The sequence below is a fragment of the Nitratireductor sp. GCM10026969 genome, from assembly GCF_042660605.1.
Taxonomy (GTDB): Bacteria; Pseudomonadota; Alphaproteobacteria; order Rhizobiales; family Rhizobiaceae; genus Chelativorans.
Genome location: NZ_JBHSUM010000055.1, coordinates 1 through 26,164, shown reverse-complemented (window position 1 = coordinate 26,164; position 26,164 = coordinate 1). Strand labels below are relative to the sequence as shown.

27 protein-coding genes are annotated in these 26,164 nt (G+C 64.6%); 11 read left to right on the top strand and 16 right to left on the bottom strand.

What is annotated here, in order from left to right; genetic code table 11:
* Positions 1 to 54: 54 nt before the first annotated feature.
* A complete protein-coding gene (locus ACFP9U_RS13065) occupies positions 55 to 711 on the bottom strand; it encodes a TetR/AcrR family transcriptional regulator (RefSeq protein ID WP_378622006.1) in 657 nt (218 codons plus the stop codon).
* A 101-nt stretch (positions 712 to 812) separates the two neighbouring features.
* Between ACFP9U_RS13065 and ACFP9U_RS13060 the strand changes: the two genes are divergently transcribed.
* Complete coding sequence (locus ACFP9U_RS13060; protein ID WP_378622005.1) at positions 813 to 1,553, top strand: SDR family NAD(P)-dependent oxidoreductase; 741 nt, start codon at positions 813 to 815, stop codon at positions 1,551 to 1,553.
* A 119-nt stretch (positions 1,554 to 1,672) separates the two neighbouring features.
* Here the strand turns inward: ACFP9U_RS13060 and rnk are convergent, their stop codons facing one another.
* Together rnk and ACFP9U_RS13050 are read right to left on the bottom strand one after the other, a co-directional pair.
* Positions 1,673 to 2,083 carry a nucleoside diphosphate kinase regulator gene (rnk, locus tag ACFP9U_RS13055; protein WP_378622003.1) on the bottom strand — a complete coding sequence of 137 codons (411 nt, stop codon included), beginning with the start codon at positions 2,081 to 2,083 and terminating at the stop codon, positions 1,673 to 1,675.
* 237 nt (positions 2,084 to 2,320) lie between these two features.
* Complete coding sequence (locus tag ACFP9U_RS13050; RefSeq protein ID WP_378622001.1) at positions 2,321 to 3,451, bottom strand: site-2 protease family protein; 1,131 nt, start codon at positions 3,449 to 3,451, stop codon at positions 2,321 to 2,323.
* A gap of 101 nt (positions 3,452 to 3,552) precedes the next feature.
* Here ACFP9U_RS13050 and ACFP9U_RS13045 point away from each other — a divergent pair, with 101 nt between their 5' ends.
* The 3 genes from ACFP9U_RS13045 to ACFP9U_RS13035 all read left to right on the top strand — a co-directional run bounded on the left by ACFP9U_RS13045 (position 3,553) and on the right by ACFP9U_RS13035 (position 7,638).
* Positions 3,553 to 4,302 (top strand): phosphatase PAP2 family protein, encoded by a 750-nt coding sequence (locus ACFP9U_RS13045; protein ID WP_378622000.1) that lies wholly within the window; start codon positions 3,553 to 3,555, stop codon positions 4,300 to 4,302.
* A 198-nt stretch (positions 4,303 to 4,500) separates the two neighbouring features.
* Positions 4,501 to 6,690: an anthranilate synthase gene (locus ACFP9U_RS13040; RefSeq protein ID WP_378621998.1), complete on the top strand. Its 2,190-nt coding sequence runs from the start codon at positions 4,501 to 4,503 to the stop codon at positions 6,688 to 6,690.
* Positions 6,691 to 6,741: 51 nt separating this feature from the next.
* Positions 6,742 to 7,638, top strand: a complete 897-nt coding sequence (locus ACFP9U_RS13035) for a cation diffusion facilitator family transporter (protein WP_378621996.1) — start codon at positions 6,742 to 6,744, stop codon at positions 7,636 to 7,638.
* 66 nt (positions 7,639 to 7,704) lie between these two features.
* Here ACFP9U_RS13035 and ACFP9U_RS13030 read toward each other — a convergent pair whose 3' ends face one another.
* The 4 genes from ACFP9U_RS13030 to ACFP9U_RS13015 are packed head-to-tail and all read right to left on the bottom strand — an operon-like array spanning position 7,705 to position 11,062.
* Positions 7,705 to 9,039 carry a serine hydrolase domain-containing protein gene (locus ACFP9U_RS13030; RefSeq protein WP_378621994.1) on the bottom strand — a complete coding sequence of 445 codons (1,335 nt, stop codon included), beginning with the start codon at positions 9,037 to 9,039 and terminating at the stop codon, positions 7,705 to 7,707.
* An 11-nt stretch (positions 9,040 to 9,050) separates the two neighbouring features.
* On the bottom strand, positions 9,051 to 9,797 hold the full coding sequence (locus ACFP9U_RS13025) for a DUF899 domain-containing protein (RefSeq protein ID WP_378621992.1): 747 nt from the start codon (positions 9,795 to 9,797) through the stop codon (positions 9,051 to 9,053).
* A 34-nt stretch (positions 9,798 to 9,831) separates the two neighbouring features.
* The gene (locus tag ACFP9U_RS13020; protein WP_378621990.1) at positions 9,832 to 10,191 is read right to left on the bottom strand and encodes a nuclear transport factor 2 family protein; all 360 of its coding nucleotides are present in this window, start codon (positions 10,189 to 10,191) and stop codon (positions 9,832 to 9,834) included.
* A 25-nt stretch (positions 10,192 to 10,216) separates the two neighbouring features.
* Positions 10,217 to 11,062 carry an alpha/beta fold hydrolase gene (locus ACFP9U_RS13015; protein ID WP_378621988.1) on the bottom strand — a complete coding sequence of 282 codons (846 nt, stop codon included), beginning with the start codon at positions 11,060 to 11,062 and terminating at the stop codon, positions 10,217 to 10,219.
* Between the two features lie 103 nt (positions 11,063 to 11,165).
* On the opposite strand from ACFP9U_RS13015, the gene ACFP9U_RS13010 reads away from it, so the two are divergent.
* Positions 11,166 to 11,696 (top strand): winged helix-turn-helix transcriptional regulator, encoded by a 531-nt coding sequence (locus tag ACFP9U_RS13010; RefSeq protein ID WP_378622011.1) that lies wholly within the window; start codon positions 11,166 to 11,168, stop codon positions 11,694 to 11,696.
* 25 nt (positions 11,697 to 11,721) lie between these two features.
* On the opposite strand, the gene ACFP9U_RS13005 is transcribed toward ACFP9U_RS13010, so the two are convergent.
* The 4 genes from ACFP9U_RS13005 to ACFP9U_RS12990 form a co-directional block, all read right to left on the bottom strand.
* Positions 11,722 to 12,171, bottom strand: a complete 450-nt coding sequence (locus ACFP9U_RS13005; protein WP_378621986.1) for a GFA family protein — start codon at positions 12,169 to 12,171, stop codon at positions 11,722 to 11,724.
* On the bottom strand, positions 12,168 to 12,635 hold the full coding sequence (locus ACFP9U_RS13000) for an SRPBCC family protein (protein ID WP_378621984.1): 468 nt from the start codon (positions 12,633 to 12,635) through the stop codon (positions 12,168 to 12,170). The genes ACFP9U_RS13005 and ACFP9U_RS13000 overlap by 4 nt, the downstream gene beginning before the upstream one ends.
* 86 nt (positions 12,636 to 12,721) lie before the next feature.
* Entirely contained in the window at positions 12,722 to 13,207 is a 486-nt protein-coding gene (locus ACFP9U_RS12995; RefSeq protein WP_378621982.1) for an SRPBCC family protein, read from the bottom strand.
* A complete protein-coding gene (locus ACFP9U_RS12990) occupies positions 13,197 to 13,541 on the bottom strand; it encodes an ArsR/SmtB family transcription factor (RefSeq protein WP_322451792.1) in 345 nt (114 codons plus the stop codon). The genes ACFP9U_RS12995 and ACFP9U_RS12990 overlap by 11 nt, the downstream gene beginning before the upstream one ends.
* Before the next feature lie 398 nt (positions 13,542 to 13,939).
* On the opposite strand from ACFP9U_RS12990, the gene leuA reads away from it, so the two are divergent.
* The 3 genes from leuA to ACFP9U_RS12975 all read left to right on the top strand — a co-directional run bounded on the left by leuA (position 13,940) and on the right by ACFP9U_RS12975 (position 17,074).
* Positions 13,940 to 15,604, top strand: a complete 1,665-nt coding sequence (gene leuA / locus ACFP9U_RS12985) for a 2-isopropylmalate synthase (RefSeq protein WP_378622008.1) — start codon at positions 13,940 to 13,942, stop codon at positions 15,602 to 15,604.
* The gene (locus ACFP9U_RS12980) at positions 15,601 to 16,356 is read left to right on the top strand and encodes an alpha/beta fold hydrolase (RefSeq protein ID WP_378621980.1); all 756 of its coding nucleotides are present in this window, start codon (positions 15,601 to 15,603) and stop codon (positions 16,354 to 16,356) included. The genes leuA and ACFP9U_RS12980 overlap by 4 nt, the downstream gene beginning before the upstream one ends.
* Positions 16,357 to 16,459: 103 nt before the next feature.
* Positions 16,460 to 17,074 (top strand): hypothetical protein, encoded by a 615-nt coding sequence (locus ACFP9U_RS12975; RefSeq protein ID WP_378621978.1) that lies wholly within the window; start codon positions 16,460 to 16,462, stop codon positions 17,072 to 17,074.
* A 54-nt stretch (positions 17,075 to 17,128) separates the two neighbouring features.
* Here the strand turns inward: ACFP9U_RS12975 and ACFP9U_RS12970 are convergent, their stop codons facing one another.
* Entirely contained in the window at positions 17,129 to 18,052 is a 924-nt protein-coding gene (locus ACFP9U_RS12970; protein WP_378621976.1) for a metallophosphoesterase family protein, read from the bottom strand.
* A gap of 98 nt (positions 18,053 to 18,150) precedes the next feature.
* Here ACFP9U_RS12970 and ACFP9U_RS12965 point away from each other — a divergent pair, with 98 nt between their 5' ends.
* Positions 18,151 to 18,606 carry an NUDIX domain-containing protein gene (locus ACFP9U_RS12965; protein WP_378621973.1) on the top strand — a complete coding sequence of 152 codons (456 nt, stop codon included), beginning with the start codon at positions 18,151 to 18,153 and terminating at the stop codon, positions 18,604 to 18,606.
* Positions 18,607 to 18,623: 17 nt separating this feature from the next.
* On the opposite strand, the gene ACFP9U_RS12960 is transcribed toward ACFP9U_RS12965, so the two are convergent.
* Complete coding sequence (locus tag ACFP9U_RS12960) at positions 18,624 to 19,613, bottom strand: glutathione S-transferase family protein (RefSeq protein ID WP_378621970.1); 990 nt, start codon at positions 19,611 to 19,613, stop codon at positions 18,624 to 18,626.
* Positions 19,614 to 19,926: 313 nt separating this feature from the next.
* On the opposite strand from ACFP9U_RS12960, the gene ACFP9U_RS12955 reads away from it, so the two are divergent.
* Positions 19,927 to 20,478 carry a GNAT family N-acetyltransferase gene (locus ACFP9U_RS12955; RefSeq protein WP_378621968.1) on the top strand — a complete coding sequence of 184 codons (552 nt, stop codon included), beginning with the start codon at positions 19,927 to 19,929 and terminating at the stop codon, positions 20,476 to 20,478.
* Positions 20,479 to 20,717: 239 nt separating this feature from the next.
* The gene (locus ACFP9U_RS12950; protein ID WP_378621966.1) at positions 20,718 to 21,974 is read left to right on the top strand and encodes a glycosyltransferase family 4 protein; all 1,257 of its coding nucleotides are present in this window, start codon (positions 20,718 to 20,720) and stop codon (positions 21,972 to 21,974) included.
* A gap of 47 nt (positions 21,975 to 22,021) precedes the next feature.
* Here ACFP9U_RS12950 and ACFP9U_RS12945 read toward each other — a convergent pair whose 3' ends face one another.
* From ACFP9U_RS12945 to ACFP9U_RS12935, 3 genes are all read right to left on the bottom strand, one after another.
* Positions 22,022 to 23,116, bottom strand: a complete 1,095-nt coding sequence (locus ACFP9U_RS12945; RefSeq protein ID WP_378621964.1) for a hypothetical protein — start codon at positions 23,114 to 23,116, stop codon at positions 22,022 to 22,024.
* Positions 23,117 to 23,248: 132 nt separating this feature from the next.
* Positions 23,249 to 25,321 (bottom strand): hypothetical protein, encoded by a 2,073-nt coding sequence (locus ACFP9U_RS12940; RefSeq protein WP_378621962.1) that lies wholly within the window; start codon positions 25,319 to 25,321, stop codon positions 23,249 to 23,251.
* A partial coding sequence (locus ACFP9U_RS12935; RefSeq protein ID WP_378621960.1) for a DUF4159 domain-containing protein occupies positions 25,321 to 26,164 on the bottom strand: 844 nt, incomplete at its 5' end. The genes ACFP9U_RS12935 and ACFP9U_RS12940, both read right to left, overlap by 1 nt.

Below are 26,164 nucleotides of genomic sequence, written 5' to 3'. Positions count from 1 at the left end.
GCCCGGCCTGCCGAAAACGCCTTCGGCCGAGCGCATCTTCCTTAACGAACAGGGTTATATCGAGGGGTTGTTCTGACCCGCACGGGCGGTGCCCTTCGTGGAAGGTGTGCCGGCGGTTAGCCCGTCCCAGGCAACCATGGCCGCGTCCACGACGCTATCGAGCACCTCCATGGAGGCGCCATCCTTGGCCTGTATCGAAAGGCCCTGGTTCACGGTCGTGTAGAACCAGGCCATCGCCGCGGGATCCGCGGTCGCGGGGACATCGCCATCGCTGATGCCCCGGGCGATGCGCTGGCACAGATAGTCTTCGGCGCCCTTGCGGTTCTCCTTGAGAAAGCACCTGAGATCTTCGTGCTCCGGCGTCCCGATCAGTGCGGCGAGCACCACCAGACAGCCGCGGGGTACATCGGTGCGTACATAAGCGCGCGCATTGTGCCGCAGGACGGCTTCGACCGCCTGCCGAGCCGTCGGTGACTGCTCGATCTTCTCCTGGATCGGCGCCCCTTCGATGGCGTCGTAGAGCGCGACCGCCTCGCGAAACAGCGCTTCCTTGGACCCGAAGGCCGCATAAAGGCTGGGCCTGTTGATGCCCATGACCTCCGTCAATTCGCCAAGCGAAGCCCCGTCGTAGCCGCGCTGCCAGAACAGCACCATGGCGCGCCGGAGCGCTTCATCGCGGTCGAATGCACGCGGCCGTCCGCGTTCAGCCATGTCGTTTCCTCTTTTGTACCGGTGTGTAAATAAATCGCTTGACCGGTCTCCGCAAGCGCAATAGGAATTATGTACCAATCGGTATGTAAAAGGAGACGGACATGCAGGATCTGCTCGGAAAGACGGCACTGGTGACCGGCGGCAGCCGGGGAATGGGCGCGGCCACGGCGCGTGCACTTGCCGCGCGCGGCGCCGATGTCGCCATCACCTACGTCAACGCCGAGGAGAAGGCGCAGGAGGTGGTGCGGGACGCGGAGCGGGCGGGCCGGCGCGCCCTGGCGGTCCAGGCGGATAACGTTGACCGCGAGGCGGTGGTGAATGCCGTGCACGAGACGGCGCGTGCTTTCGGCGGGCTGGATATCCTGGTCAACAATGCCGGAATCTTCGCCTACGGTCCGCCCGAGGCGGTGACGACTGAGGAAATCGACCGCATGCTTGCCATCCATGTCCGCGCTGTCTTCCTCGCTTCCCAGGCGGCGTTGGGCTATATGAAGGCGGGCGGACGGATCATCTCCATCGGCTCTTCGCTCGCATGGCGGGTGCCCGGTCCAGGCTTCACGCTCTACGCGGCCAGCAAATCCGCGCTGATCGGATTTACCAAGGGGCTTGCCCGCGACGTCGGCGCGCGCGGGATCACCGTCAACGTCGTCGATCCGGGATCGACCGACACGGACATGAACCCTGCCGACCGCGAGGGGGCCGATAACGAGCGTGCGTTCATGGCGCTCGGCACCTACGGACGGCCCGAGGACGTCGCCTCCATGATCGTCCACCTGGCGGGTGAGGGCGGTCGCGGCATCACCGGCGCCTCGATCGCCATCGATGGCGGTGTGACAGCATGAGAGCGTGGCTCTATTGGCGGCGACCGGGCTACTGGAGGTGGGCGACGGACTGAAGCTCACCTGACATCGCGTTTGCGGCCGGGCAATGCCCGGCCGCATCGGGCGAAACTTAAGGGTCTTCAGCCCGTTTCTTCCTCCGGCTGGCGAATCTCGACGATGGTCAAACGGTGGATCTGGCCGTTGCGGGCGGTCCAGTTGATGGACTGGCCGGCAGACAGACCGATGAGCGCGGTGCCCACGGGCGTGGTCACCGAAACCCTGCCCTCGGCGATGTCAGCCTCGGCCGGAAAGACGAGCGTCACCGTTTTGGGATCGTTGTCGTCGGCGGTGTAGGTCACGCTCGAGCCCATGCGGACCACTGTCGCCGGCAGGGCATTGTCCTTGACCACGCGGGCGCGCTCGAGCTCGCTCAACATTGTTTCCGCAAGCACGGGGTCGCGGTCCTCCATCGCCGTGGCAAGGCCGAGGAGGCGGTCATGATCGGTTCTGCACAGCGTGATCTTGGGCTTGCGCCCGGTCTTTTTCCGCATGGTGGTCATATCCAAGTGCTGCCGGCGCTGCCGGCCCTTCAATGTTGTTGTGATTGCGCCTGGAATCTGAAATCGCCGCGCCCGTGACGGGCAGATTTTCTTGCGCCCCCGCGGTTCGGAGGCGCATGGCACCGAACCCGGGGCTAATGTCCCGCGATGGGACACACCCGAAGAAGGAAGAAGGGGGATCGCGGATGCCGTTCCATAATCGAAAGGTGGGGCAGGGCTAGAGCCATGTCAAGGCCGGGGAGGCAGGGGCGCCTGGCGTCTCAGCCGGCCGAAGCGAAACCCTTCCGGCATGGCCGAGCGCACCATCATCATCTCGCCGATGGTCTCGTGGGTCAAAAGCCCGACGAGACGATCCTCGCTGTCGACGACGGCGACCGCGGGGGCGCTCTTTTCCTGCATCAGGCGGAAGCCCTCGGTGAGGCTCTGGCGCCGGTGAACGGAGGGCAGGCCGGTGCGCATGACACTGACCACCGGCGCATCGGGGCCGGTCTCTTTCAAGGCCGCGATCATGTCGTTGCGCGTGAGAAGCCCGTCCATTCGGCCGCGCGCATCGAGAATGGGAAACTCGTTCTGCGTCGTGGCGAGCAGCCGGTCGATGGCTTCGGCGATGGTGGCCGAGCGGTCGAGCGTGGTGAATTCGGTCACCATAACATCGCCCGTCAGAACACTGTTGGCGACGTCGCGGATCTGCGCATTTTGCGCTTCGGCGGCCGCCGCCAGATAGACGAAGATGGCGATGAAGATGAGAAGCGGATTGTAGAGCAGCCCGAGAAAGCCGAACAGGAATGCGAGTCCCTGGCCGATATTGGCGGCGATCTGCGTGGCCCGCGCCCAGCTCAACCGCGTCGCCAGTAAGGCCCGCAGCACGCGCCCGCCGTCCATGGGAAAGGCCGGGATCATGTTGAACAATACGAGGAAGACGTTGACGCCGGCCAGCCGCACGAGAAAGTCGGCGCGCGGGTTTTCCACCTGCAGCATCTGCTCGATGCCGGCTGTGCCTCCGAGCGCGACGAAGATGATCGCGGCGATCACCACGTTGACCATCGGCCCGGCGACGGCAATGAAGAGTTCCTGTCTCGGTTCCTCCGGCATTCGTTCGAGCCGGGCAAGGCCGCCGATCGGCAGAAGCGTGATATCCGGTGTGCGGATACCGTAGCGGCGCGCGGCCAGCGCATGGCCGAATTCGTGCAACACGACGCAGGCAAAGATCGCGAGGATGAAGGCGACACCCTCCCAGGCGGCAGCCATGCCGCCGATCTGGTAGTGCATAAACCAGATCCAGATAAGAAGCAGGAAAAAGGTGATATGGACACGCACGACCGTGCCCGCGAATTTGCCGATGCTGAAGGACCATCTCATAACGAGGGGTGCTCCTGTGGACCCGGATTATGAACAAGCCAATGTAAAGGACATTTGTCGCGGCGGCACCATTTTCAAGCGCACGCGAATAAGGAGGCGAAATGACCTTCAGGGACAAAGGGATAAGCGGAACTGTAACCGGACTGGTCGAAGGCATGAAGCAGCGGCGCGAGGCGGTGGCGCCGGTCGTCGTGCTGATGGTCCTGGCTCTCGGGCTCTATGCTTTTCTGTCCATTGCCGACGAGGTGGCGGAAGGCGAGATTCGTGCCTTCGACGAGCAGCTGTTCCTTGCCATGCGCAGCGACACGGACCCTGCCAAACTGTTGGGGCCACCCTGGCTTGAAGAGGCAGCGCTGGAACTCACTGCGCTCGGAGGCTACGCGCTCATCATTCTGGCGCTGGCCGCCGTCACCGGCCTGTTCGTCGTCACGCGCCGCTACGGCCCCGCCGTCTACCTGGTGCTGTCGGTCGCGCTCGGGGCGTTGGTATCGCATTTCTTCAAGGAATTCTATGCCCGTCCGCGGCCCGACCTGGTCGATCATCTCGACAAGGTGCATACGGCGAGTTTCCCGAGCGGGCACGCCATGATGTCCACCGTCGCCTATCTGACTCTGGCCGCGCTGGTGATCCGCTTCTTCGACGACATACGCGTGCAGATCTACGTGGTCGCGGTGGCGCTCTTCGTTGCGGTGACAGTCGGTTGGAGCCGCGTCTATCTGGGGGTGCACTGGCCGAGCGACGTCGCGGCGGGCTGGGCCCTGGGCGTGGCCTGGGCGAGCTTCACCTGGCTCGTCGTCGCCTTCCTCCAGTTCTGGCGCCGCCGAGCGCGCCGGCGCGGCGGCGAGCGTTAAGGAAAGAGTTGCGCTGCCCGCCTTTCGCCGCTATGGAGAATGCATGAGCACGGTTGCAGACACGAAGCTTTGGTGGCGGGCCCGCTGAGAGCGGCCGGCGTAGCATTTGTGTGCAACTTCGACGATGGCCGCAGGTGAAAACCGGGCGGCCATTTTCATGATCGGGCCTCCCGGCAGCACCTCAAACGGGAGCACAAGATGAGCGTGGAAACCCTGGAAAGCGGAGCCGAGCGGTTCGTCACGGCGGGCGGCGTCACGGTCGCGCGCAGCCGCACGGAGACGTCCTACAGCGGCGCGATCGATACCTATATCGATGCGCTCGACAGCCGGCGCGGCGCGGTTTTCTCCTCGAACTACGAATATCCCGGCCGCTATACGCGCTGGGATACGGCCATCATCGATCCGCCCATCGCCATCTCCGCGCGCGGCCGCGACATGAAGATCGAGGCGTTGAACCGGCGTGGCGAGGCGATGCTGCCGGCCCTCGCCGACGCGGTCGAGGCGCTGGCGGAAGTCGCGGTGACGGAGCGCTCGAAGCGTCGCCTGACGCTGAAAGTGGCCGAACCGGCGGAGATCGTCACCGAGGAGGAACGCTCGCGCGTTCCCTCCGTCTTCACGGTGCTGCGGGCGGTCACCGACCTCTTCCACACCGAGGTCGACAGCAATCTCGGCCTTTACGGCGCCTTCGGCTACGATCTCGCCTTCCAATTCGATCCCGTCGAGTTGCGGCTGGAAAGGCCCGAGAGCCAGCGTGACCTCGTGCTCTACCTGCCCGACGAGATCCTCGTCGTCGACCACCACGCGGCCAAGGCCTGGCACGACCGTTACGACTATGCGGGCGCGGATTTCTCCACCGAAGGCATGCCGCGCGAGGGACGCGTGGCGCCGTTTGAGCCCGCCGACCGCGTGCCTCCGCGCGCCGACCATCAGCCCGGCGAATATGCCGCGTTGGTCGAGAAGGCCAAGGAAAGCTTCCGCCGCGGCGACCTGTTCGAAGTCGTGCCCGGCCAGATGTTCTTCGAGCGTTGCGAAAACCGCCCGTCCGACATCTGCCGGCGGCTGAAGCAGATCAACCCGTCGCCCTATTCCTTCTTCATCAATCTGGGCGAACGGGAGTATCTCATCGGCGCCTCGCCGGAGATGTTCGTGCGCGTGTCGGGACGGCGTGTGGAAACCTGCCCGATTTCCGGCACGATCAGGCGCGGCGACGACGCCATCTCCGATTCCGAGCAGATCCTGAAACTCTTGAACTCCAAGAAGGACGAGTCGGAGCTGACCATGTGCTCCGATGTCGATCGCAACGACAAGTCACGCGTGTGCGAGCCGGGCTCGGTGCGCGTGATCGGCCGCCGCCAGATCGAGATGTATTCGCGCCTCATCCACACGGTCGACCACATCGAGGGGCGGCTGCGCACCGGCATGGACGCCTATGATGCCTTCCTGTCGCACGCCTGGGCGGTGACGGTGACCGGCGCGCCGAAGCTGTGGGCCATGCGCTTCATCGAGGAGAACGAGAAGAGCCCGCGCGCCTGGTACGGCGGGGCGGTCGGCATGGTGCATTTCAACGGCGATATGAACACAGGCCTGACGCTGAGGACCATCCGCATCAAGGACGGTATTGCCGAAGTCCGCGCGGGCGCCACCCTTTTATTCGATTCCGATGGCGCGGAAGAGGAGGCGGAGACGGAACTGAAGGCCTCCGCCATGCTTTCGGCCATTCGCGAGGCAGGGAAAACGAACATGGCGAACGAGGCGAGAGAAACCGCTCGCGTCGGCGAAGGAAAGAAGATCCTGCTCGTCGACCACGAGGATTCCTTCGTTCACACGCTGGCCAACTACTTCCGCCAGACGGGCGCCGAGGTCGTCACGGTGCGCACGCCCGTGGCCGACAGCGTGTTCGACCGGGTGAACCCGGACCTTGTGGTGCTGTCGCCCGGCCCCGGCACGCCGGAGGACTTCGACTGCACGGCCACCATCAAGAAGGCCCGCGGGCGCTCGCTGCCGATCTTCGGCGTATGCCTCGGGCTGCAGGCGCTGGCGGTGGCCTATGGCGGGGAGCTACGCCATCTGCACGAGCCGGTGCACGGCAAGCCCTCGCGTATCCGCGTGGGCGGCAACAGCCTTGTCTTCTCCGGCTTGCCGAACGAGGTGACGGTCGGGCGCTACCATTCCATCTTCGCCGATCCGGCGCGTCTGCCCGGGGAATTCGTGATCACCGCCGAGACGGAGGATGGCGTGGTCATGGCCATCGAGCACGAAAGCGAGCCGGTGGCGGCCGTTCAATTCCACCCCGAATCGATTATGACGCTGGGCCAGGACGCGGGCATGCGCATGATCGAGAATGTGGTGGCGCACCTTCCGCGCAAGGCCAAGGTGAAGGCGGCGTAAGCCGTGCCGGTCCCGCGCCGGGAACATGGGTGAGTGAGGGGTCGGTCAGGCATGGCATCCGGCAGGACGGTTCGCCGTCTTTCCTTTTGGACGATCGTCGTCGGCGCGGCGGTTCTGGCGCTGAAATTCGCCGCCTGGTGGCTGACGGGCTCCGTGGCGCTTTTCTCCGACGCCATGGAATCGATCGTCAACGTGGTGGCGGCGGGCGTGACCTGGTACGCCATTCGCGTCTCGCATGCGCCGGCCGACGAAGAGCACCCGTTCGGGCACCACAAGGCCGAATATCTCTCCGCCGTGCTCGAAGGGGTGCTGATCGTCGTCGCGGCCCTTTTGATTTTCCGCGAGGCCGTGCTTGCCTTCTATCTACCGCATGCCCTGGAGACGCCGGGCGTGGGCATGGCGGTCAACGCGCTTGCCGCGGTCGGAAACGGGATATGGGCCCTGGTGCTCATGCGGGCGGGCCGCGCTGCGCGCTCGCCGGCATTGATGGCGGATGCCCGCCATCTGTGGAGCGACGTCATCACCTCCGCGGGCGTGATCGCCGGTCTTCTCCTGGCGCTCGCAACGGGCTGGTTGTGGCTCGATCCGGCGATGGCGGTGGTGGTTGCGGCCAGCATTCTCTGGCACGGCTGGCATCTCGTCAGCGGCTCGGTGCAGGGCTTGATGGACGTGGCGCTCGAGCCGGATGAGCGCGAGAGGGCCGAGCGCATCATCGCGGAAAATTACGAGGGCGCCCTCGAATTCCACGACGTGAAGACGCGCGAGGCCGGCCGCGCCCGCTTCATCGAGTTTCACCTCGTCGTCCCCTCGGACATGACGGTGGAGCGTTCGCACGAGATCTGCGACCGCATCGAGGACGCGCTGGAGGACGAACTGCCCGGCGCCCGGGTGACCATCCACGTGGAGCCGGAACACAAGGCCAAGAACGGCCATTCCGAAGACGGATAAGGCCGCTGCCGTCCCTGCCGCGTCAGCGTCTTCCGTGTCGCGTCTTCTCCATGACTTCTTCCTCCATCACCCGATGGCCTTGTAGGCATGATTCCAGAAATCGACGTAAGTCTTTGGCGGTTCTGGTGAATCCATCAATCGCTGAGTGAAGAGAATGCCGACCAGACCGCTCTCAGGATCGGTATAGGCCGTCGTGCCGTAGCCTCCGTTCCAACCGAAGGCGCCGGGCTTGAGACCCATCTTCGTCTCGCCGAGAACGACGGACATGCCAAGCCCCCAGCCGGCACCGCCATCTTCCATGAACGTGGCGGCATCGGATGTGCTCATTTGCCCGGGCGTGAGTTGGTTGCGCGTCATCTCGGCCACGGTCTCGGGCTTGAGGATGTGCGTACCGCCCAGTTCTCCTTCGTTCAGCATCATGCGCTGGAAAGCGGCATAGTCGTCCACCGTCGACACGAGCCCGCCAGCACCGGAATCCATGGGCGGCGGGGCGGTGAAGTCGACGCCCTGTTCGGGGCCGTACTCAATGAGGGAGCCGTCTCCTGCGGCAAAATCCGGTCCGTATTGCGTGGGCAGGCGGTCGAGCTTTTCCGGTGGCACGAAGAAGGCGGTGTCCTTCATGCTCAGCGGCTCGAACAGCCACTCCCGCATGACCTCGCCAAGCCGCTTTCCGGTGGCCCTCTCGACCAGGATTCCGGCCACGTCGAGACCGTTATTGTAGAGGAAGCGTTCGCCGGGCTGGTAGGCGAGGGGAAGGTCGCCCAACCGTTGCATGTATTCGTCGGACGTCATCTTGGGCAGCACCCAGCTCGGCGCGATGCCCGCCTCGCGCATGGCTGACTGGATCGGATATTTTTCCGGGAAAACCATGATGGCGCCGAGGCCGAAGGTCTGTGTCAGGAGATGGCGCAAGGTGACCGGGCGCTCGGCGGGCACCGTGTCCTCGAGATCCGATTCTACACTCCTCAGCACGCGGGACTGGGCGAGTTCCGGGAGGAACTCGTCGACCGGATCGTCGAGACGGATCGTGCCGTTTTCCACCAGCTTCATGGCTATAGCGGCCGTAATGGGCTTGGTTATGGAGGCGACGCGAAAGATCGTGTCACGCGTAATCGGCCTGCCCGCGCCATCCATCTCAAAAGCGCCGCTTGTGCCGATTTGGGTTTCGCCGTCATGGTGGATCAGCCAGGTCGCGCCGGGGATATAGCCATCGGCCACGTGGCGGTCCATCTTCTCTTGCAGGGCTTCGAGAACCTCCGCCTTTGCAGCTTTGCCAGCCATCGTCTCCCCTTTTTCCGCCCGGCCGCCGGCGGCGCGGGCAAGGCCCGCGACACCAAGCGCTATGGAGGCCGTGGCGCCCTTCAGCAGCGAGCGCCGACCTATCGTTTGATGCAAATCCATGGTGTTCCTCGTCAGTCGTCGAAGAAGGGCAGGCTGGCGCGGGGGCTCTCCACGCGGCCCTTCGGCTCTTCCCATTCCTCCTGGCGGCCGAGAGCGGTCAAATCGAGCCAGTAATAGGCGCCGCCCGTCGCCTCGTCGCCGCGGCCGAAACCCGAATAGGTGTGGTAGACGTCATCGCCGACGCGCAGGAAGCAGCTGAGGCCAGCCGCTTCGACCGGCGGCTCGCCGTCGAAGTAGTAGCCGGTGCCGGCCTTCCGGTGCTCTTCCTTGGTGCGGTAGTTGTAGACCGCTGGCCCGCGGCTTTCGTCGACAGTCACGCCGAAATCGTAGTTGAAGTCGCTGCCATGGGACGAATACCAGGGGAAGGTCCAGCCGCGCTCGGCCTTGTAGCGCTCGATCTTCTCGAGCGGCGCCCGCGATATACAGGCGAATGACGTGTCGCGATGGTTGAGGTGGCGTATGAGCCCGTCCGACATTTCGTCGGCATCGCCTGTGCAGCCGGGGCAGCCTTTCTCCCAGCGCGGATCGAACATGAAATGGTCAATGATAAGCTGGCGGCGGCCCTCGAAGAGATCGATCAATCTCTTCTTGCCGTCCGGTCCGTCGAAGACATAGTCCTTCTCAACCTTCACCATCGGCAAGCGCCGGCGCTCCGCGCTCAATGCGTCGCGCGCCCGCGTCATTTCCTTCTCTTTGGCCAGGAATGCCTTGCGGGCTTCCAGCCATTCTTCACGAGAGACGATTTCCGGTAAGCTCATTCTCTCCTCCTTGAAATGTTGCGTGCCGCTTCCCTCAGGAGGGCTGGAAGACGCCGTCGGTGTAAGCCGCGCCGAAATAGACGTTGATGGCGCGAATGCGGCTGCCTTCGAAGTCGAAGGTCTCGACATTGCGAAACTCCTTTCCCTCGCGGGTCCGGCACAGATACACGACGAAAACGCGGTCCCCCGAACCGACAATTTCTTCCAGAGAATGTCGCTCGATGCGTTCGCTGTTTGGCCAGCAGCGCTCGAAATAGGCGCGCTTGCCTATCGCGTCGTCATAGGGGCTGGTGAAGGTGAAATCGTCCGCCAGCAGCGGCTCGATCATTGAGCGGTCCTTGACACGGTAGGCTTCGAAAAGCTGCCGGACGGTTTTTTCCTTCTCTTTCGTCATTTCGATCTCCCTCACGGGTCTCGGGTTATACGCAGGTGTGCTCGGCGATGGCGGAAAGGATCTGGTTCCAGTCCGCCGGGTGCAACTCGTGCCCGCCTCCCTCGATCCTGACCAGTCTGGCTCCATCCACCTCCGCGGCCAAAGCCGTGCCGTGTTCGACGGGAAAGAGCGGGTCGGCGGTACCGTGAATCACCAGCAGCGGCGGAACCAGTTCGTTCAGCTTACCTTTCCACCCGTCACCGCCTTTCAGCATGAAATGGTTCGTGGCACTCACGAAGGATCGGGCACGCGCCACGTCGCGCTCGATCAGATTCCTGGCGGCAACCTCGTCATAGGGATGGGCCGTGCCGGCGATCATCCGGGTGTCCTTGACGATGAAGTCGATCACCTCGGCCTCGTTGGTCCAGTCCACCGCCTCTCCGGCAGCGGCATGCTCCTGGTATGCCTCGCTCATTGGTGGCAAGGACGACGTATCCGTGCCGATTGGAGAGGTGCTGATGGCCGTGAGCGTCGCCACGCGGTCCGAATGCGCCAGGGCAACCATCTGGCCGGTCATCCCGCCCATCGACATGCCCACGATATGGGCCCGGCCTATCCCGTAGCCATCGAGCACACGGAGTGCGTCGTCGGCCATGTCATCGAAGCTGTAGGGCGGGTTGCCGGGTTCGTAGGCGGTGGAGAGACCCGTGTCGCGGTGGTCATAGCGGATGACGTAACGACCGCGTGCGGCAAGCTTGCGGCAGAACCCTTCCGGCCACCAGAGCATAGAGGCCATCGCACCCATGATCAGAAGGATTGGCGGATGTGACCGGTCACCGAATGACTCCGTGGCGATCTCGACATCGCCGGTCCTGATAACGCGTGCACTCACGGACGCCTCCTTGACTTGATGCAATTATGATTGCACTTTGCAACTGGTTGTAGATTAGTAAAACAGATCCTATATTGCAACCAGTTTTCTGGAGACCGTGAAATTGACCGCTGAGAAGGAAAAATCCGCTACCCACCGCTCGGGCTGCCCAATCAATCTCACGCTGGAGGTCCTGGGGGACAAATGGTCCCTGATCGTCCTGCGCGACATGATGTTCGGCAACCGCCGGCACTTCCGCGAGCTGTTGACGCAGTCGGAGGAGGGGATCGCCTCGAACATCCTGGCCGACCGCCTGCGCCGGCTCACCGCGGAAGGGGTGATCTCCAGAAAGGACGATCCCACCCACAAGCAGAAGGCGATTTACAGCCTGACGGAGAAGGGCGTCGAACTCCTGCCCGTCTTCGCCATGATCGGTGCCTGGGGCCGCAAATGGCTGCCGGTGACGGAGGCGCTTTCCATCCGCGCGCAGCTTCTCGAGGAGGGCGGACCGGCGCTCTGGGCTGATTTCATGGAGGAGTTGCGCGAGGAGCATCTGGGCACGCCGCCCGCGCGCCCGCGCAAAGGTTCGGGCGTGCGCGAGCGGCTGCGGGCCGCCTATGATGAGGTCGCCGTGCGCAACGGGCTTTCGAGCTGACGAACCTTGCGCACGCCCCGGCTCCTCACAAAAACTCGGTCACGGCGGGCGGCCGGTCCCAGGCGTCGTGCCGCCCGTCCTCGTAGATAACGGGGGCGCCCGCCAGTTCCTCGTCGCTTGCATCGTCCAGACAGACGATATTCACCGCATGGAACGGCCCGCCCATGATGTCGAAATCGGCGCTGGCGAAGGGGTGGACGCCGCAATGCCTGCAGAAGAGGTGGCGGATTCCGCCGTCGCCGAAGCGGTATTCCGTCAGCGCCTCCTCGCCGGAAAGGAGCGAGAAATCCTCCGATGGCACGAAGATCTTCCAGAAGCGCGTCTTGAGACAGAATGAGCAGTTGCAGCGGCGGGTGGAGGTCCACCATGGGCCCTCGCGCGCCGGCTCCGAGCGCTCTCCTTCCGGTGCGAGATCGAGATTGGCGGAAAAGCGCACCGCGCCGCACTGGCAGCTTCCGTGATAGGTCTTTTTCACCGCATATCCTCCTTCCGCGCTTCGATATAGCCGCCCAGGCGGTCCAGGCATTCTCCCCACCCCTCGGCATGGCCGTCGCGCGCCTCGGTGCTCGTGAACGGGGCCTGATGGAAGGTGAGCTTGGTTCGCCCGTCATCCACCTCCTCGAAGGTGACGGTGACCAGCGTGTCGATCGCGTCTTCTTCCTCCCAGGTGAAGGTGAAGAGGATGCGCTCCGGCGTGACGATCTCCCGGTAGGTGCCGTGCGCCCAGTAGTCCCGTCCCTCCGGCGAACGGATGCAGCTTCGCCATGCGCCTCCTTCGCGGAAATCGGTCTTGATGGAGGGAACGGAGAAATCCTTCGGCCCCCACCAGCGAGCGAGATGTTCCGGGGCGGTCCAGACCCTGAAGACGAGGGTGCGCGGGGCATCGAACATGCGGGTGAGGGTGAGGGACGGTTCGTCTTTCGTCGTGGTCGTGTGCATTGCGGTCTCCTTGCGAGACGGGGAAAAGGCGAGTCGTTACGGAGCCTTGTCCCGGTCCGCTCGCGAAGTGATTCAAGCGCTCGGTTTCACGCGTGGCTCTGGCCGGCGAGGCCTGCCAGATAGGCGGCGAGACTGTCGAGCGTCTCGTTCCAGCCGCCCTCGTGGCCGTCACGGGCGGCCTCGGAGGCGAAGAAGGCCTGATGCAGGGTGAGGCGTGTCCCTTCGCCATCTTCCTGGAGGCGGACGGTCACCACCGTCTCGTGCCCGGGCCTGCCTGTCTCGTCGTGCCAGGCATGGCTGAAGACGATGCGCTCAGGCACGACGATCTCGCGATAGGTGCCGCTCAGCCAATGCTCCTCGCCGGAAGGCGCGCGCATGCACGTCCTGAAGGTCCCCCCGGGGCGGATCTCGCCTTCCGAGAAGGGGATGGTAAAGCCAGTCGGGCAGCACCAGCGGTTGAGGTGCTCGGGCCTGGTCCAGGTCTCGAACACGAGCGTGCGCGGGGCGTCGAAACGGCGCGAGATGTAAAGCTCGGCATCGGACTGCCGGGCGGCTGCAGACTCAGACGTCATCGGAAGGCTCCTTCTCCTGCAATTCCTTCAGATAGCCGTCCAGGTGATCGAGGCTCTCATCCCAGAAGCGGCGATAGCGCTCCACCCAGTCGGCGACTTCCTTGAGCGGCCCGGCCTCCAGGCGGCACGGGCGGTATTGCGCGGTTCGCCCGCGCGAGATCAGTCCGGCGCCCTCCAGGACCTTCAGATGCTTCGAGATTGCCGGAAGCGACAGATCGAAGGGAGCGGCGATCTCGTTGACCGTCGCTTCCCCTTCGCACAGCCGCGCCAGCATGGCGCGGCGGGTCGGATCGGCCAGGGCGGCGAAAGCCGCGCTCAGCGGGTCTTCTTTCATTGTATTTTCTATTCTGGTTAATTAGCTAGTCTGTTAAATACATCGGACATTCCGTGCCGTCAAGCCGCCCCTTGCGCCAGTCTCCGGCGTGGGCTATCAAGCGGCCATGTCACAGAGCGCGTGCATTTCGAGCTTTCATCCGTCCGCAGGCTGCGGCGCGGTCGCGCTGCTCTCGACCCTGCTCCTGCTCGGCCTTATCGGCGATCGTCGGGTCCGGTGAAGGGGCGCCCGGCGATCGTGTCGCCGGATGCACTGGCGCGCTCCTTCCATTCAACAATCTAGACGAAGCCTTGACAGACGGCCTTTCCCATCGGACCAAATCACCGGGGGCAGCCGCTGGAGTTATCAAGATGGACGTGAAGAACGACATCGCCAATGACAGGGCGGGGGTGAAGGGCATGCCTACCGCCGCACGCAAATATCAGCCCTATCCGCATGTCGACCTGCCCGACCGCACCTGGCCGTCGAAGCGCATCGAGAAGGCGCCGATCTGGTGCTCGGTCGATCTGCGCGACGGAAACCAGGCGCTCGTCGACCCCATGGGGCACGAACGCAAGGCGCGCATGTTCGCCCTGTTGCTCGACATGGGGTTCAAGGAAATCGAGATCGGTTTTCCCTCCGCCTCGCAGACGGACTTCGATTTCGCCCGCTGGGCGATTGAACAGGGCAATGTGCCCGAGGACGTCTCGCTCCAGGTTCTCGTGCAATGCCGGCCGGAGCTGATCGCGCGGACCTTCGAGTCGCTTAAGGGGGCCACGCACCCGATCGTGCACTTCTACAATTCCACCAGCGAGCTTCAGCGCCGCGTCGTGTTCGGCAAGGATGTGGGCGGCATCAAGCGGATCGCCACCGATGCCGCCAAGATGATCACCGACATGGCGGCCAAGGCGGGAGGTGGCTACCGTTTCCAGTACTCGCCGGAAAGCTTCACCGGCACGGAGCTCGAGGTGGCGCTGGAAATCTGCAACGCGGTCACCGAGATCGTCCAGCCGACGCCCGAAAACAAGCTCATCCTCAACCTGCCGGCCACGGTGGAGATGTCGACGCCCAACATCCACGCCGACCAGATAGAGTGGATGAGCCGCAATCTCGACCGGCGCGACTCGATCATCCTGTCGCTGCATCCCCACAACGACCGGGGCACCGGCGTTGCCGCCACCGAGCTCGGCCTGCTGGCCGGCGCCGACCGGGTGGAGGGCACGCTGTTCGGCAATGGCGAGCGCACCGGCAATGTCGACATCGTCACGCTGGCCCTCAACATGTACACGCAAGGGGTGGATCCGCTGCTCGACTGCTCGGACATCAACCGCATCAAGGATGTCTACGAATATTCCAACCAGCTCAGGATTCCCGAGCGTCATCCGTATGTTGGCGAGCTTGTCTACACTGCTTTCTCGGGCTCCCACCAGGATGCCATCAACAAGGGCATGAAGGCCTTCCGCCAGGCCAACAAGGAATTGTGGGAGGTGCCGTACCTGCCTATCGACCCGGCCGATGTGGGCCGGACCTACGAAGCCATCATCCGCATCAATTCCCAGTCCGGCAAGGGCGGCATCGCCTATGTGCTGCAGGCCGATTACGGGCTCAATCTGCCGCGCAACCTGCAGGTGGAGTTCCGCGAGGACATCCAGGCCATTACCGACAGGGATGGCAAGGAACTCCCCGCCAAGCGCATCCATGAACGGTTCATGGAGCTTTATGTCGACCAGCCCGGTGCGCGGCTGAAATTCGTCGACCACCAGACCTTTCCGGACCCGCAGGCGCGGGGGCGGCGCATCGTCGAGGCGACGATCCTCGACAATGGCGAGGAAAAGATCATCAAGGGTGTCGGCAACGGACCGATCGACGGCTTCACCAACGCGCTTTCCAGCCATATCGGCGTCGACATGACGGTGTTCAACTATTCCGAGCATTCGCTGCAGCGCGGCGCCGATGCGGCGGCCGTCTGCTACATGGAGATGGAGCATCCCGGCGGCAAGCTGTTCGGCGTTGGCATCAACACCAACATCGTGACCGCTTCGCTCGAGGCGGTCGTGTCGGCGGCCAACCGCATCGTCGGGTGAGCACTCCGCTCTACGTGGACGAGACGGGCGAGGGCGAACCGGCCCTCGTCCTCCTGCACGGCTTTGCCGCCACGCACCGGGCGTGGGATGGTGTGCGCGCGGCACTCGGCAGCGGCGTGCATGTGCTGGCCTTCGACCTGCCGGGCCACGGGCGCTCGCTGGATTTTCCGGATGCCGGCCCGGCACGTGTCGCCGCCGAGGCGGTGTGTGCCGTTCTGGATACGCGCGGCATCAGGCGGTTTCATCTGGCCGGCCATTCCTTCGGCGGTGCAGTGGCAGCGCTGATCGCGCTGGCGCGCCCGCAGGACGTCGCCTCTCTCACGCTCTTTGCGCCGGGCGGCTTGGGACCGGAAATCAACGCGCCGCTCCTGCGCCGCCTGGCCGTCGCCGACAGCGCCGGCGAAGTCCGCGATTGCCTCGCTCTCATGTGTGGCCGCGGCGGCGCATCCGAAGCCGTGGTGAGCGAGGCGATGGCGATGGGGGCCACCCCGCGGCAACTGACCCTGCTTACCCGCATCTCGAAGCTGATCACGCGCGACGGGCGGCAGGGTGTTCTGCCGCGCGACCTTCTGGCGGCGCTCGAAGTGCCGGTCCATGTTGTCTGGGGCAGGCTCGACGCCGTCTTGCCCGTGCGCCAGACAAGCGATCTGCCGATACGCTTTTCGCGCCATATCTTTGCCGATCTCGGGCATATGCTGCCCGTGGAAGCGCCGGAAGAGATGGCGCGTATCCTTCGTCGGGCGATCGGCTGAGGCCGGCCCTACTGCCGGGCACGAAAACGGAACAAATCGAGATGATTTTCCCTCCCGGCCGTGTTAACGATGGATTAAGGATAGCTTGGTCTGGAGGACCATCATGAGCGAGGCTGGCCAGAACGTCGCACCGATTTCCAATGTACGCCGGCTCTCCGACGCGGTGCGCGAGATGAAGAATGCCGCCGCCGACCGCGAGGACGTGGTGGTGGAAATGCGCGAGGCGAGCCGCACCCGGCTCGAACTGCTGGCTCAGGAACTGGAGCCGGTCTTTACCGATGTGCCGGAGGACGATCCGGCCTTCGATTTCGTCATTTCCTCGGGCGAACAGCCGCGGCTGTGGATCGATGCGGTGGCGCATGTCACCATGGGGCGCGACCGGCGCACCTATCGGTTCCTGCGTGACACGCGGCTCGGCCGCGTGGTGCTGGCCGAATCCAGCGAGATCAAGCCCGTGGCCGATCAGGTCACCCGCTATATCGCCGAGCGCATCGTCGAGCGCCAGCGTATCGTTGAGGGCGAGGTCGAGCCGCTGCCGCGCCGCGCGGAAGCCGCGCGGGCGGAGGAGGCTTCGTCCGATGCCAAGCCGCGCAGTATGTGGAAAGCCTTCTTCGGTGGCCTGCTTCTCGTGATCGCCGGCGGCGTGGTCGGCGTGGCAGCGGTCCTCCTGTTCCTGTCCGACCGGTTTCCGGAGCTGCAGCAATACCTGCAGCCATAGCGGGCGAGGGCATTTCTCTTCAGCGTCTTTGCACAGGGCCCTTCGGTCTTGAGATCAGGCGGGCGTCCGGTCCGCGGCGACCAGCCATTGGCTGGAAAGCTCGGTAATGCGGCCGCCCGCCTCCGCCGCGCCGCGGCGGCTGAGATGCACCTGCCAGCTGCTCGGTGCTCCGATGATCTCGAACAGGTTGTAGTGGGCGGGCGGCTTGGCGCCGTTGTGGCTCTGGCCGGCGGCGGCCACGCCGACGACCGGTACGCTCGCGCCGTCCTTTCCGTCGATCCTATGTACGGTCGCCAGATGCGTGTGCCCGTGCAGCACGAGCTCCGCGCCGTGCCGGCGCACCATTTTCTGGAACCGGCCGATGCCCAGAAGCCGCTTGTGCGGCCCCGTGGCGCCGCGCACCGGCGGATGGTGGATCATGATGATGCGGAAGAGCCCGCGCGCGCCCGCTTCGTCGAGAAGTTTCGCGGTTTTGCGCACCTGGCTCTCGGTGAAATAGCCGCTGGCCAGGAAGGGGGCGGTGGCGCGCGCCGACGACACGCCGATGATGGCCACCGGACCGCGCACGCGCAGATAAGGAAAGCGGTTACGGCGGGCGGGAGCCGTCACCCCGTCACCGGCCATGTAGCCGTCCCACGCACGGCAGGCCCGGTCCAGCGCGCCCGGCACATAGGCATCGTGGTTGCCCGGCACCACGGAGATGTCCTTTGGGGTGCCGAGCGCTTCGAGCCACAACCGTGCCATCTCGATCTCCTTTTCGAGGGCAAGGTTCACCAGATCGCCCGTAAGTGCGATGTGGTCCGGCTTGGCGGCCAGTATGTCCTCGGTGATTTCGTCGATGATGCCGTTATCGAGGGCGACCCGCCGGAAGCGATGCCAGTTGATGTAGCCGGTGATGCGTTTGGAGACGAGTTCGCGATAGGTTATGTCGGGCAGCGGCCCCAGATGGATGTCGGAGAAATGCGCAAGGCGAAACATGCTTCGTGTGTAGTTCAGTACCGCTCGGCTTTCCAGCCCTCGGGCCGGTTCGCATGAGCGGCGTATTGAAAAGAACCGGGCCGCCTCCTGCGGAGAAAATGCGGCTCAGGGTACGTCTGTTCCATTTGTGGTTCCTCCTGCGCCGGCCCATGACTCTGGGGGCGCGTGGCGTCGTCTTCGACGCCCAGAGGCGCGCCGTCCTGCTCGTACGCCACACATACGTGGCCGGCTGGCAATTGCCGGGCGGCGGTGTGGAGCCCGGCGAGGCCCTCGAGAGGGCGCTTGAACGCGAACTGGCCGAGGAAGGCAACATCGCGCTCACCGGCGCCCCGGTGCTGCAATCGATCCACTTCAACCGCCAGGCAAGCCGGCGCGATCACGTCGCCGTCTATCTGGTCACCGCGTTCCGCCAGACCAGCACGCACGTGCCGGACCGGGAGATCGCGGAGGCCCATTTCTTCGCCCTCGATGCCCTGCCCGAAGAGACGACGGCGGCGACGCGCCGGCGACTGGCGGAGATCTTCGAGGGCGCGGCGGTTTCGCCGGAGTGGTAGCGGCGACGCTTCCTTGCTCACGCGGCCTTGGCAAGCCTCTCCCGGTCGTGCGGCGCCGTAAAGTCCACCTCCGGCCCCACAGGCACGATGCCCGTGGGATTGATGGTGGTGTGGCTGCCGTAATAGTGCGCCTTGATGTGACGCAGGTTCACCGTCTCGGCCACGCCGGGCACCTGATAGAGCTCGCGCACATAGTTCGACAGGTTGGGGTAGTCGACGATGCGCCTGAGATTGCATTTGAAATGGCCGAAATAGACCGGATCGAAGCGCACCAGCGTGGTGAAGAGCCGCCAATCCGCCTCCGTCAGCCGGTCTCCGGCAAGATAGCGCTGGCGTGTCAGGCGCTGCTCCACCGTATCGAGCGCCTCGAAGAGCTGGCCGAAAGCCTCTTCGTAGGCGTCCTGGGTGGTGGCGAAGCCGGCGCGATAGACGCCGTTGTTGATGTTGTCGTAGACGAGCGCATTGACCGCCTCGATTTCCCCGCGCAAATCCTCGGGATAGAAGTCGAGCGCGGCGTCGCCCCATTCGTCGAAGGCCGAATTGAGCATGCGGATGATCTCGGCCGACTCGTTGTTGACGATCGTCTCCGTCTTCCTGTCCCACAGGACCGGCACCGTCACCCTGCCGGAATAGCGCGGGTCGGCCTTGGTGTAGATCTGGTGCAGGAAGTCGAGGCCATGGAGCGTATCCCCTGTCGCTCCCTCCTCGGCCTTGAAGGTCCAGCCGTTCTCGCCCATGAAATGGTGGACGACGGAGACGGAGATGACGTCCTCCAGCTTCTTCAGCTTGCGGAATATGAGCGTGCGGTGTGCCCAGGGACAGGCGTAGGAGACGTAGAGGTGATAGCGGCCCGGCTCGGCCTTGAAACCGCGCTCGCGGCCCTCGGCCGGCCGGCCGTCGGCGGTCACGAAATCGCGGAACTGTGACTTCGACCGTTCGAAACGGCCACCGGACTTGGAGGTGTCGTACCATTGGTCGTGCCAGATACCGTCGACAAGCAGGCCCATTTCTCTCTCCTTCTCTTCGCCCCCGCATTTAGGACGATTACGCGCCCGGCCCAAGGGATGGGCACTGAACGCTGCGTCAATCATCTTGAAGCTGCGGGTGCCGGCGTCCCAAGGCATTTCAAGCGACCGCCCCCGCCGACGGCTCTTTTCCGGTGGACTGGCGCTGCGTTTGGTGCTAGCGGAAGCCGGCTTTGGAGATATGCATCATGTTTTTCTTGCCGGTGGAGCGACGACGACAGGATTAACGAGCCCGTAGAGGGCAATGCGCGCGCTCGCGCCCGCACATCCCTGTCTGTCCACCGGAAGCCGTTTCATGTCCCTTGCCGACATTTCCTTTCTGCCGGAAGAACCGGCGCACGATACCGAAATCGACGAAATCAGTGCCGAGGCCTTCGGGCCGGGGCGCTTCGCCCGCGCGGCCTACAGGATCCGGGAGGGCGGTCCGCATGAGCGCACGCTTTCCCACGTTGCCCTCAAGGGCGGAAAGGTGGTCGCCTCCGTGCGGCTGACCCGCATCGCGGCCGGCGCGGGCAGGGGGCTGCTTCTCGGGCCGCTGGCGGTGCGCCCGGCTTGCAAGAACATGGGGATCGGCAAGAAGCTGGTGCGGATCGCGCTGGAGGCTGCGCGGGAGAACGGCGCCGGTGTCGTCCTGCTCGTCGGCGACGAGCCCTATTACGGCCCGCTCGGCTTCACGCGCGTTCCGCGCGGCCAACTCACCATGCCGCGCCCCGTCGATCCCGACCGCCTGCTGGCGGCCGAGCTCAAGGAGGGGGAGCTTAAAAAACTCAAGGGCATGATCACCCACGCCCGCCTGGTCAGCGAGGGGCCCGGCGAGCCGAAAAGAGGGGCAAACGTCCCGGCATGAAGGCTGCAGGTGGAACGGTGTCTCTTCTTGATCCAGCGATTGCCGGAGAACGCGCAGGTTGAGGACAGTAAATCTGTCAGGAAATTCCGCATTCTCGCTTCGCTGCCTGATCGGCATTGGTGGGTCCATTCCCATAAATCTCCCTACGGTATAGGCTGCCTTTCCGGCACGAACAGACCTCCAACGATGTGGGCGGGCGACAAAACAGTGCCGAGAGAGGAAACGCGGCATTCGGGGCTATGCCGAGGCAGGATTTTAGCGCAGCAGCGCCACGACACGGTTTGAGGGTCATACTCTTCCTCCCATCGCTTGCGGCCGGAGGGAGTGAGCGGATTGCGACGTTCATGGCCAGTCACTGGGCCGAACGCGGGTGGCGGGTGACGGTCGTCACACTCGAAGCGGAGGACACCAAGGCTTATTACCCGACGCATCCGCGCGTAGAGGTCCTTCGGCTCGGCTTGCCGACGGCACCCGGCAACTGGTTTCAGGCGACACGGCTTGTCATCCAGCGCGTGCTGCGCCTGCGGCGCGCCTTTCTCCAGCTTTCTCCTGATCTCATCATCAGCTTTCTGACGCGCACCAACATTCTTGCCGTCATCGCCGCTTCGGGCACCGGCATTCCGGTCATCATCTCCGAACGCAACAATCCGGAGCGGCAAAGGGTCGGACCGTTCTGGGTCTGGTTGCGTCGGCTGTGCTATCCTCGCGCGTTCGGCCTCGTCGCAATGACGCGCGGCGCGTTGGAGCTTTTCCCGTGCGTTGCGCGCGAGCGCCGCTGGGTCGTGCCGAATCCCGTCGTGCTGCCGTCCGGCGTGACGGCCTCTCGCAGCGGCGGGATACTCGTGGCCGTCGGCCGGCTCGTGCCCCAGAAGGGGTTCGACCTGCTGCTCGAAGCTTTCGCCCGTATTGCCGCCAGGCACGACAATTGGCACTTGACGATATGGGGCGAAGGGCCGGAGCGACCCAGATTGACCGCTCAGCGCGATGCTCTGGGTTTGAAAGGCCGGGTGGCGCTGCCGGGCGTCAGCAGTACGCCCGGCCAATGGCTGGCGGCGGCTGACGCCTTCGTGCTCTCCTCGCGCTACGAGGGATGGGGCAACGTGTTGGCGGAAGCCATGGCGGCGGGCCTGCCGGCGGTTTCCTTCGATTGCCCGTTCGGCCCGGAAGACATGATCACCGACAGCGTGAACGGCTTGCTTGTTCCCGATGGCGATGTCGATGCGCTTTCTGCGGCACTCTCGCGCTTGCTGTCCGACGAGGTGTTGCGCAAGCGTCTTGGCGAAGCTGCCCGCCGTTCGGCCCGACGCTTTTCGGGCGAACGAATCATGGCATTGTGGGACGACATTGTTGATTGCGCGGTCAGAGAGCATGTCCGGACGCCACTAGCGCCTACCGAAGGCCGAAACCGGCCCGGCCCAGTTCCAGTCGAAATCCCTGGCAGCTCTCCAGTATCGCCCCGAAGTCCGGAAACAGGTTTCGGAAAGAACGATACGTAGGGGTGGGTCGGAGCGTCCTGTGTGTGTCCGAGTGGACGCACGACGGCTCAGGGGCAGGGCGTGACCGTTCGTGTTCTCCATGCTGCGGCGGTACCGACGGAGGAGGGCTGGAAGACCTCGCGGGCGCGATTGCGCATGCCGCACGGGCAGGCAAGGCAAGGAGGCCGCCTGCCGCGCTGCTCCTTGAGCCAGGGTGAGGCTGCGCTCCAGAAGATCACGTCGACTCCCAGGTACTCGGAGGCGAAACGGACCAGTTCGTCCTTCGTGAACGGCTTTCCGGTTTTCGGATTCGTGTAGGTGAGCGTCGGCTCCTGCACGGCCATCGCCACAAGGTCGAGTCTGTCCTTGTTCCGGTTGAAGAAGGGATAGGCATTCTTCATATGCACCTTTCTTTCGGGAACGATGTCGGGGCCGCCGAGGCCGATCGCGTGCCGGGATGCGTAATCGAAGAGGCGAGCCATGTAGTTGTGGTCGTTCTCCCATTCGCACGGCCAGAAGTTCACATATTGCACGACGTGGGATTTTTGAAAGGCTTTCCTGGCCGCCGCGATGTTCTGCATTTCCGCCGTGAAATAGGCCTCGCAGCTGAAGCCGTTCCGATCGTCCTCCATGTCGACGTCGGCGGCGGTCTCGGGCAGATTCATGCCGAAAACCCTGCTGTCGAACGCTTCGCCGAGCGCTTGCACCAGAGCTTGAAAGCGGTCGCGCACGGCGGGGTTCCATTGCATGGCGACCCAGCCATGGCCGACCGGCTTGCCCTCGCCGGGATTGTCGAGCTGGGGTGCCAGCCCACCGCCATATTGCGGCTCGGTCAGGAGGTAGTCGGGCACGCGCCGCGCCTCAGGCGCGAAGAACCTGTCCTGGATTTGAATAAAGAGCTTCTTGCCGAGAGACTCGGTGAGTGCCAGGTCGTGCTCGATCGCCGAGAAATCGTATTCATTGAAGGCGGGCTCTAGCGCTTTCCATGAGTAGACGATCTGGATGCCATCGATGCCGGGCCGCTCGAGAATCGGGCGCAGTTCTTCCAGTTCTCCGGAACCGGCATACAGGAAATTTGCCGGTGCATTGTTGTCGGCGAAGGCGGAACTGCAGGGAGCCGCCAGGGCGACTGTCACGACCAAAGGGATCAAAGATTTCGTCATTTCTGTAAAGTTCTAATGTGAAGCTGTTGGTTCTAAATGGAAAAGCATACGCCACGCTGCCGTTATTGTATCGGTGCGGCAGGGCCGAAATGTGACCTCTGGCGGGATTGCCTCGCGTTTGAGCGCGGCCGCTCACCGCCCCTCGCGGTACCACATGGCGCCGATCGCCAGCAGGAGGAGGCCGAGGCCGAGGAAGCCGGCGAAGAGGGGAACGCGCTTGACCGATTTCAGCACGCTGTCATTGGTCGTGCGCAGCCCCATCCAGTCGCGGCCAGCAGCGGTGGTGGCGTTGGCGCGCACTGGCACGATATTGGGAAGGGTGATCCCGCCGACGCCTTCTTGGAGCCTGCGCACACTGCCGCCCGTTCCCTCGGCCACCGGCGCCAGGACGTTTTCGGTCGAGATCGTATCGGCGAATTCGGGCGCGTTGACCGGGCCGACATGGGCAAGCGTGCTGAGTTCACCGTTCGCGACCTGGTAGAGGCCGATCTCGTCCACCTCCATGGTGCCGCGGAAGAGGCCGGGCTCACCGGCCGTCAGCGGTACGTCACGCGTCTCGCCTGAGGGGGCGGTCATGGTTGCGGTGCCGGCCTCGTCCTCCATCGTCTGGCGCGTGATCTCCAGTTGCATGCCGCGGCCGGTCGCCGTCAGGCGCTCTTCCTCCAGGTCCGGTTCCTTCATCAGCCAGTGGGCGATGCGGCGGTAGAGCGCGACGTAGGGGCCGCCGCCTTCATAGCCGCGCGCCCACAGCCATCCCTGGTCGGACAGGAACATGCCGATGCGACCTTCTCCGCGGCGGGAAAGCAAAAGGAGCGGCCGCTCGCCGGCGCCCTCCATCACCACGTGGCCCTCTGGCTGCTCCACCCCGACAATGCGGAACCAGCGGCTCCACTGCGGCGGCTCGGAGGCCGAACCGTCGAGCCCGCGGGTGACGGGATGGCGCTCGCCGGTCTCCGTCAGCCGCGGATGGAAACCGGTCTCCGTCACCTCTCCATTGGGCAGCGCCGGCAGCGCCGAGATAAGCGGCGTGCGGGCGATGGACTGGTTTCCGGCGAACTCCGGTCCTGCCGCGATCAGCAGCGCGCCGCCGTTTTCCACATATTCGGCGATGTAATCGTAGTAGAGCACCGGCAGCACGTCGCGGTGCTGGTAACGGTCGAAAATGATGAGGTCGAAGTCCTCGATCTTCTCCACGAAGAGCTCGCGCGTCGGGAAGGCGATCAGTGAGAGCTCGTTGATCGGCGTGCCGTCCTGCTTTTCCGGCGGGCGCAGGATGGTGAAATGGACGAGATCGACCGAAGCATCGGACTTCAGGAGGTTGCGCCAGGTGCGCTCGCCCGAATGCGGCTCTCCGGAGACGAGCAGCACGCGCAGGTTCTCGCGGATGCCGTCCACCAGGGCGACGGCGCGGTTGTTGGTCTCGGTCAGTTCGCCTTCCAGCACCGGGATCCGCAGTTCCACGATGTTGCGGCCGGCGTTGGGAACGGTGATCTCCAGCGGCATCTCGCGCCCAATCACCGCCTGCTCGATCAGCGCCAATTCGCCGTTGACGAAGACCTCGACTTCCACCTGTCCGCCTTCGCCGGCCGAATCGAGGACGCGGTACGTCATCTCCAGCGGCGTGCCGACGATGCCGAAGCGCGGCGCGCGCTCGAAGCGGACGCGCCGGTCGCGCTCGTCGTCCTCGCCCGTGATCAGCGCGTGCAGCGGTCCGGAAAATCCGGTGGCGTTCGCCGGTGTGTCGTGCACCTGGCCATCGGTGACCATGATCGTGCCGGCCACGCGCGAGGGCGGCACATCGCGCAACGTGCCTTCGAGCGCCTCGAACAGGCGCGTCTCGGTGCGCTCGTCGGCCGCCTCGCCGCGTCCGGCTTCCACCACGCGCACCTCGAATTCGTCGAACCGCTCGAGACGCTCCTGCAGTGTCTGCACCGCCTGGCGCGTCGTCTCCGCCCGGTTGCCGATGTCCTGGCTCTGGCTTTCGTCGACCACCAGCGCGACCACGCTTTGAAGGGGATCGCGCTCCTCCTCCAGAAGCACCGGGTTTACGAGAGCGAGGGCGAGCGCTGCAAGGGCCGCCAGGCGCAGAAGGGCGCCGCGCCGGCCGAGAAGCAGGCTGAGCGCCATCAGGAGCGTCAACGGGGCGAGCAAAAGCGCCAGCACGCCCCAGGAAAACAGCGGATCGAAGCTTACCGACCAGTCCATCACTGCCCCAATCGCTCAAGCAGGGCCGGCACGTGGACCTGGTCCGATTTGTAGTTGCCGGTCAGCATGTACATCACGATGTTGACGCCCGCGCGCAACGCATAGACGCGCTGCATCGGGTCCGAGGGCACGGTCGGCAGAAGGGGGGATCCGTCGGAGTCGATCGCCCATGCGCCGGCAAGATCGTTTCCGGTGATCATGATGGGCGACACGCCGTCGCCCGTGCGCACCGGCCGGTCGGAACGGCTTTCGGCGTTCACCGAGGCTTCGACCCAGAGATCGCTGCCGCGATAGCGGCCTGGAAATTCCGCCAGGATATAAAATGCCTTGGTCAGCACGTGGTCATCCGGCACGGGCTCCAGCGGCGGCACGTTGAGACCGGAGAGGATGTCGCGCAGCCGCTGCGTTTCCGGGCTGACGGAGCCGGACGAACCGAAACCGGCGGAATACTGGTCGCGCGTATCGAACAGCACCGTCCCGCCCTGCTGCATGTAGGCGTCGATGCGGGCGACGACCCCCTCCGAGGGCATTTCCGCGCCGGCATCGATGGGCCAGTAGATGAGCGGGTAGAAGGACAGTTCGTCCGTGGCGATGTCGACGGCGGCGGGTGCGCCGGGCTCGAGCGCCGTCTTCTGCGCCAGGAAACGGGACAGGCCCTCGATGCCGGCCCGGCTGACCGCGTCGACGGAGGACACGCCCGTGACCACATAGGCGATGCGGGTGGCCGAGATCGCATCGATCGCCGCCGCCTCGTCCACCTGCGGTGTCTCCTGCGCGCGCGCATTGTCCGGTGCGGCGAGCAAGAGGGCGAGGAAGCTGGCCAGGAATGCGGAAGCGGCGGTG

Bases quoted from the DNA above. Each gene is read 5' to 3' on its own strand.
- ACFP9U_RS12995 (WP_378621982.1), bottom strand. From the start codon at position 13,207: ATGACGTCTGAGTCTGCAGCCGCCCGGCAGTCCGATGCCGAGCTTTAC.
- ACFP9U_RS13045 (WP_378622000.1), top strand. From the start codon at position 3,553: ATGACCTTCAGGGACAAAGGGATAAGCGGAACTGTAACCGGACTGGTC.
- ACFP9U_RS13030 (WP_378621994.1), bottom strand. From the start codon at position 9,039: ATGGATTTGCATCAAACGATAGGTCGGCGCTCGCTGCTGAAGGGCGCC.
- ACFP9U_RS12945 (WP_378621964.1), bottom strand. From the start codon at position 23,116: ATGACGAAATCTTTGATCCCTTTGGTCGTGACAGTCGCCCTGGCGGCT.
- ACFP9U_RS12940 (WP_378621962.1), bottom strand. From the start codon at position 25,321: ATGGACTGGTCGGTAAGCTTCGATCCGCTGTTTTCCTGGGGCGTGCTG.
- ACFP9U_RS12990 (WP_322451792.1), bottom strand. From the start codon at position 13,541: ATGAAAGAAGACCCGCTGAGCGCGGCTTTCGCCGCCCTGGCCGATCCG.
- leuA (WP_378622008.1), top strand. From the start codon at position 13,940: ATGCCTACCGCCGCACGCAAATATCAGCCCTATCCGCATGTCGACCTG.
- ACFP9U_RS12970 (WP_378621976.1), bottom strand. From the start codon at position 18,052: ATGTTTCGCCTTGCGCATTTCTCCGACATCCATCTGGGGCCGCTGCCC.
- ACFP9U_RS13025 (WP_378621992.1), bottom strand. From the start codon at position 9,797: ATGAGCTTACCGGAAATCGTCTCTCGTGAAGAATGGCTGGAAGCCCGC.
- ACFP9U_RS13020 (WP_378621990.1), bottom strand. From the start codon at position 10,191: ATGACGAAAGAGAAGGAAAAAACCGTCCGGCAGCTTTTCGAAGCCTAC.
- ACFP9U_RS13040 (WP_378621998.1), top strand. From the start codon at position 4,501: ATGAGCGTGGAAACCCTGGAAAGCGGAGCCGAGCGGTTCGTCACGGCG.
- ACFP9U_RS12975 (WP_378621978.1), top strand. From the start codon at position 16,460: ATGAGCGAGGCTGGCCAGAACGTCGCACCGATTTCCAATGTACGCCGG.
- ACFP9U_RS12955 (WP_378621968.1), top strand. From the start codon at position 19,927: ATGTCCCTTGCCGACATTTCCTTTCTGCCGGAAGAACCGGCGCACGAT.
- ACFP9U_RS12965 (WP_378621973.1), top strand. From the start codon at position 18,151: ATGCGGCTCAGGGTACGTCTGTTCCATTTGTGGTTCCTCCTGCGCCGG.
- rnk (WP_378622003.1), bottom strand. From the start codon at position 2,083: ATGCGGAAAAAGACCGGGCGCAAGCCCAAGATCACGCTGTGCAGAACC.
- ACFP9U_RS13050 (WP_378622001.1), bottom strand. From the start codon at position 3,451: ATGAGATGGTCCTTCAGCATCGGCAAATTCGCGGGCACGGTCGTGCGT.
- ACFP9U_RS13065 (WP_378622006.1), bottom strand. From the start codon at position 711: ATGGCTGAACGCGGACGGCCGCGTGCATTCGACCGCGATGAAGCGCTC.
- ACFP9U_RS13060 (WP_378622005.1), top strand. From the start codon at position 813: ATGCAGGATCTGCTCGGAAAGACGGCACTGGTGACCGGCGGCAGCCGG.
- ACFP9U_RS13000 (WP_378621984.1), bottom strand. From the start codon at position 12,635: ATGCACACGACCACGACGAAAGACGAACCGTCCCTCACCCTCACCCGC.
- ACFP9U_RS12960 (WP_378621970.1), bottom strand. From the start codon at position 19,613: ATGGGCCTGCTTGTCGACGGTATCTGGCACGACCAATGGTACGACACC.
- ACFP9U_RS12950 (WP_378621966.1), top strand. From the start codon at position 20,718: ATGCCGAGGCAGGATTTTAGCGCAGCAGCGCCACGACACGGTTTGAGG.
- ACFP9U_RS13035 (WP_378621996.1), top strand. From the start codon at position 6,742: ATGGCATCCGGCAGGACGGTTCGCCGTCTTTCCTTTTGGACGATCGTC.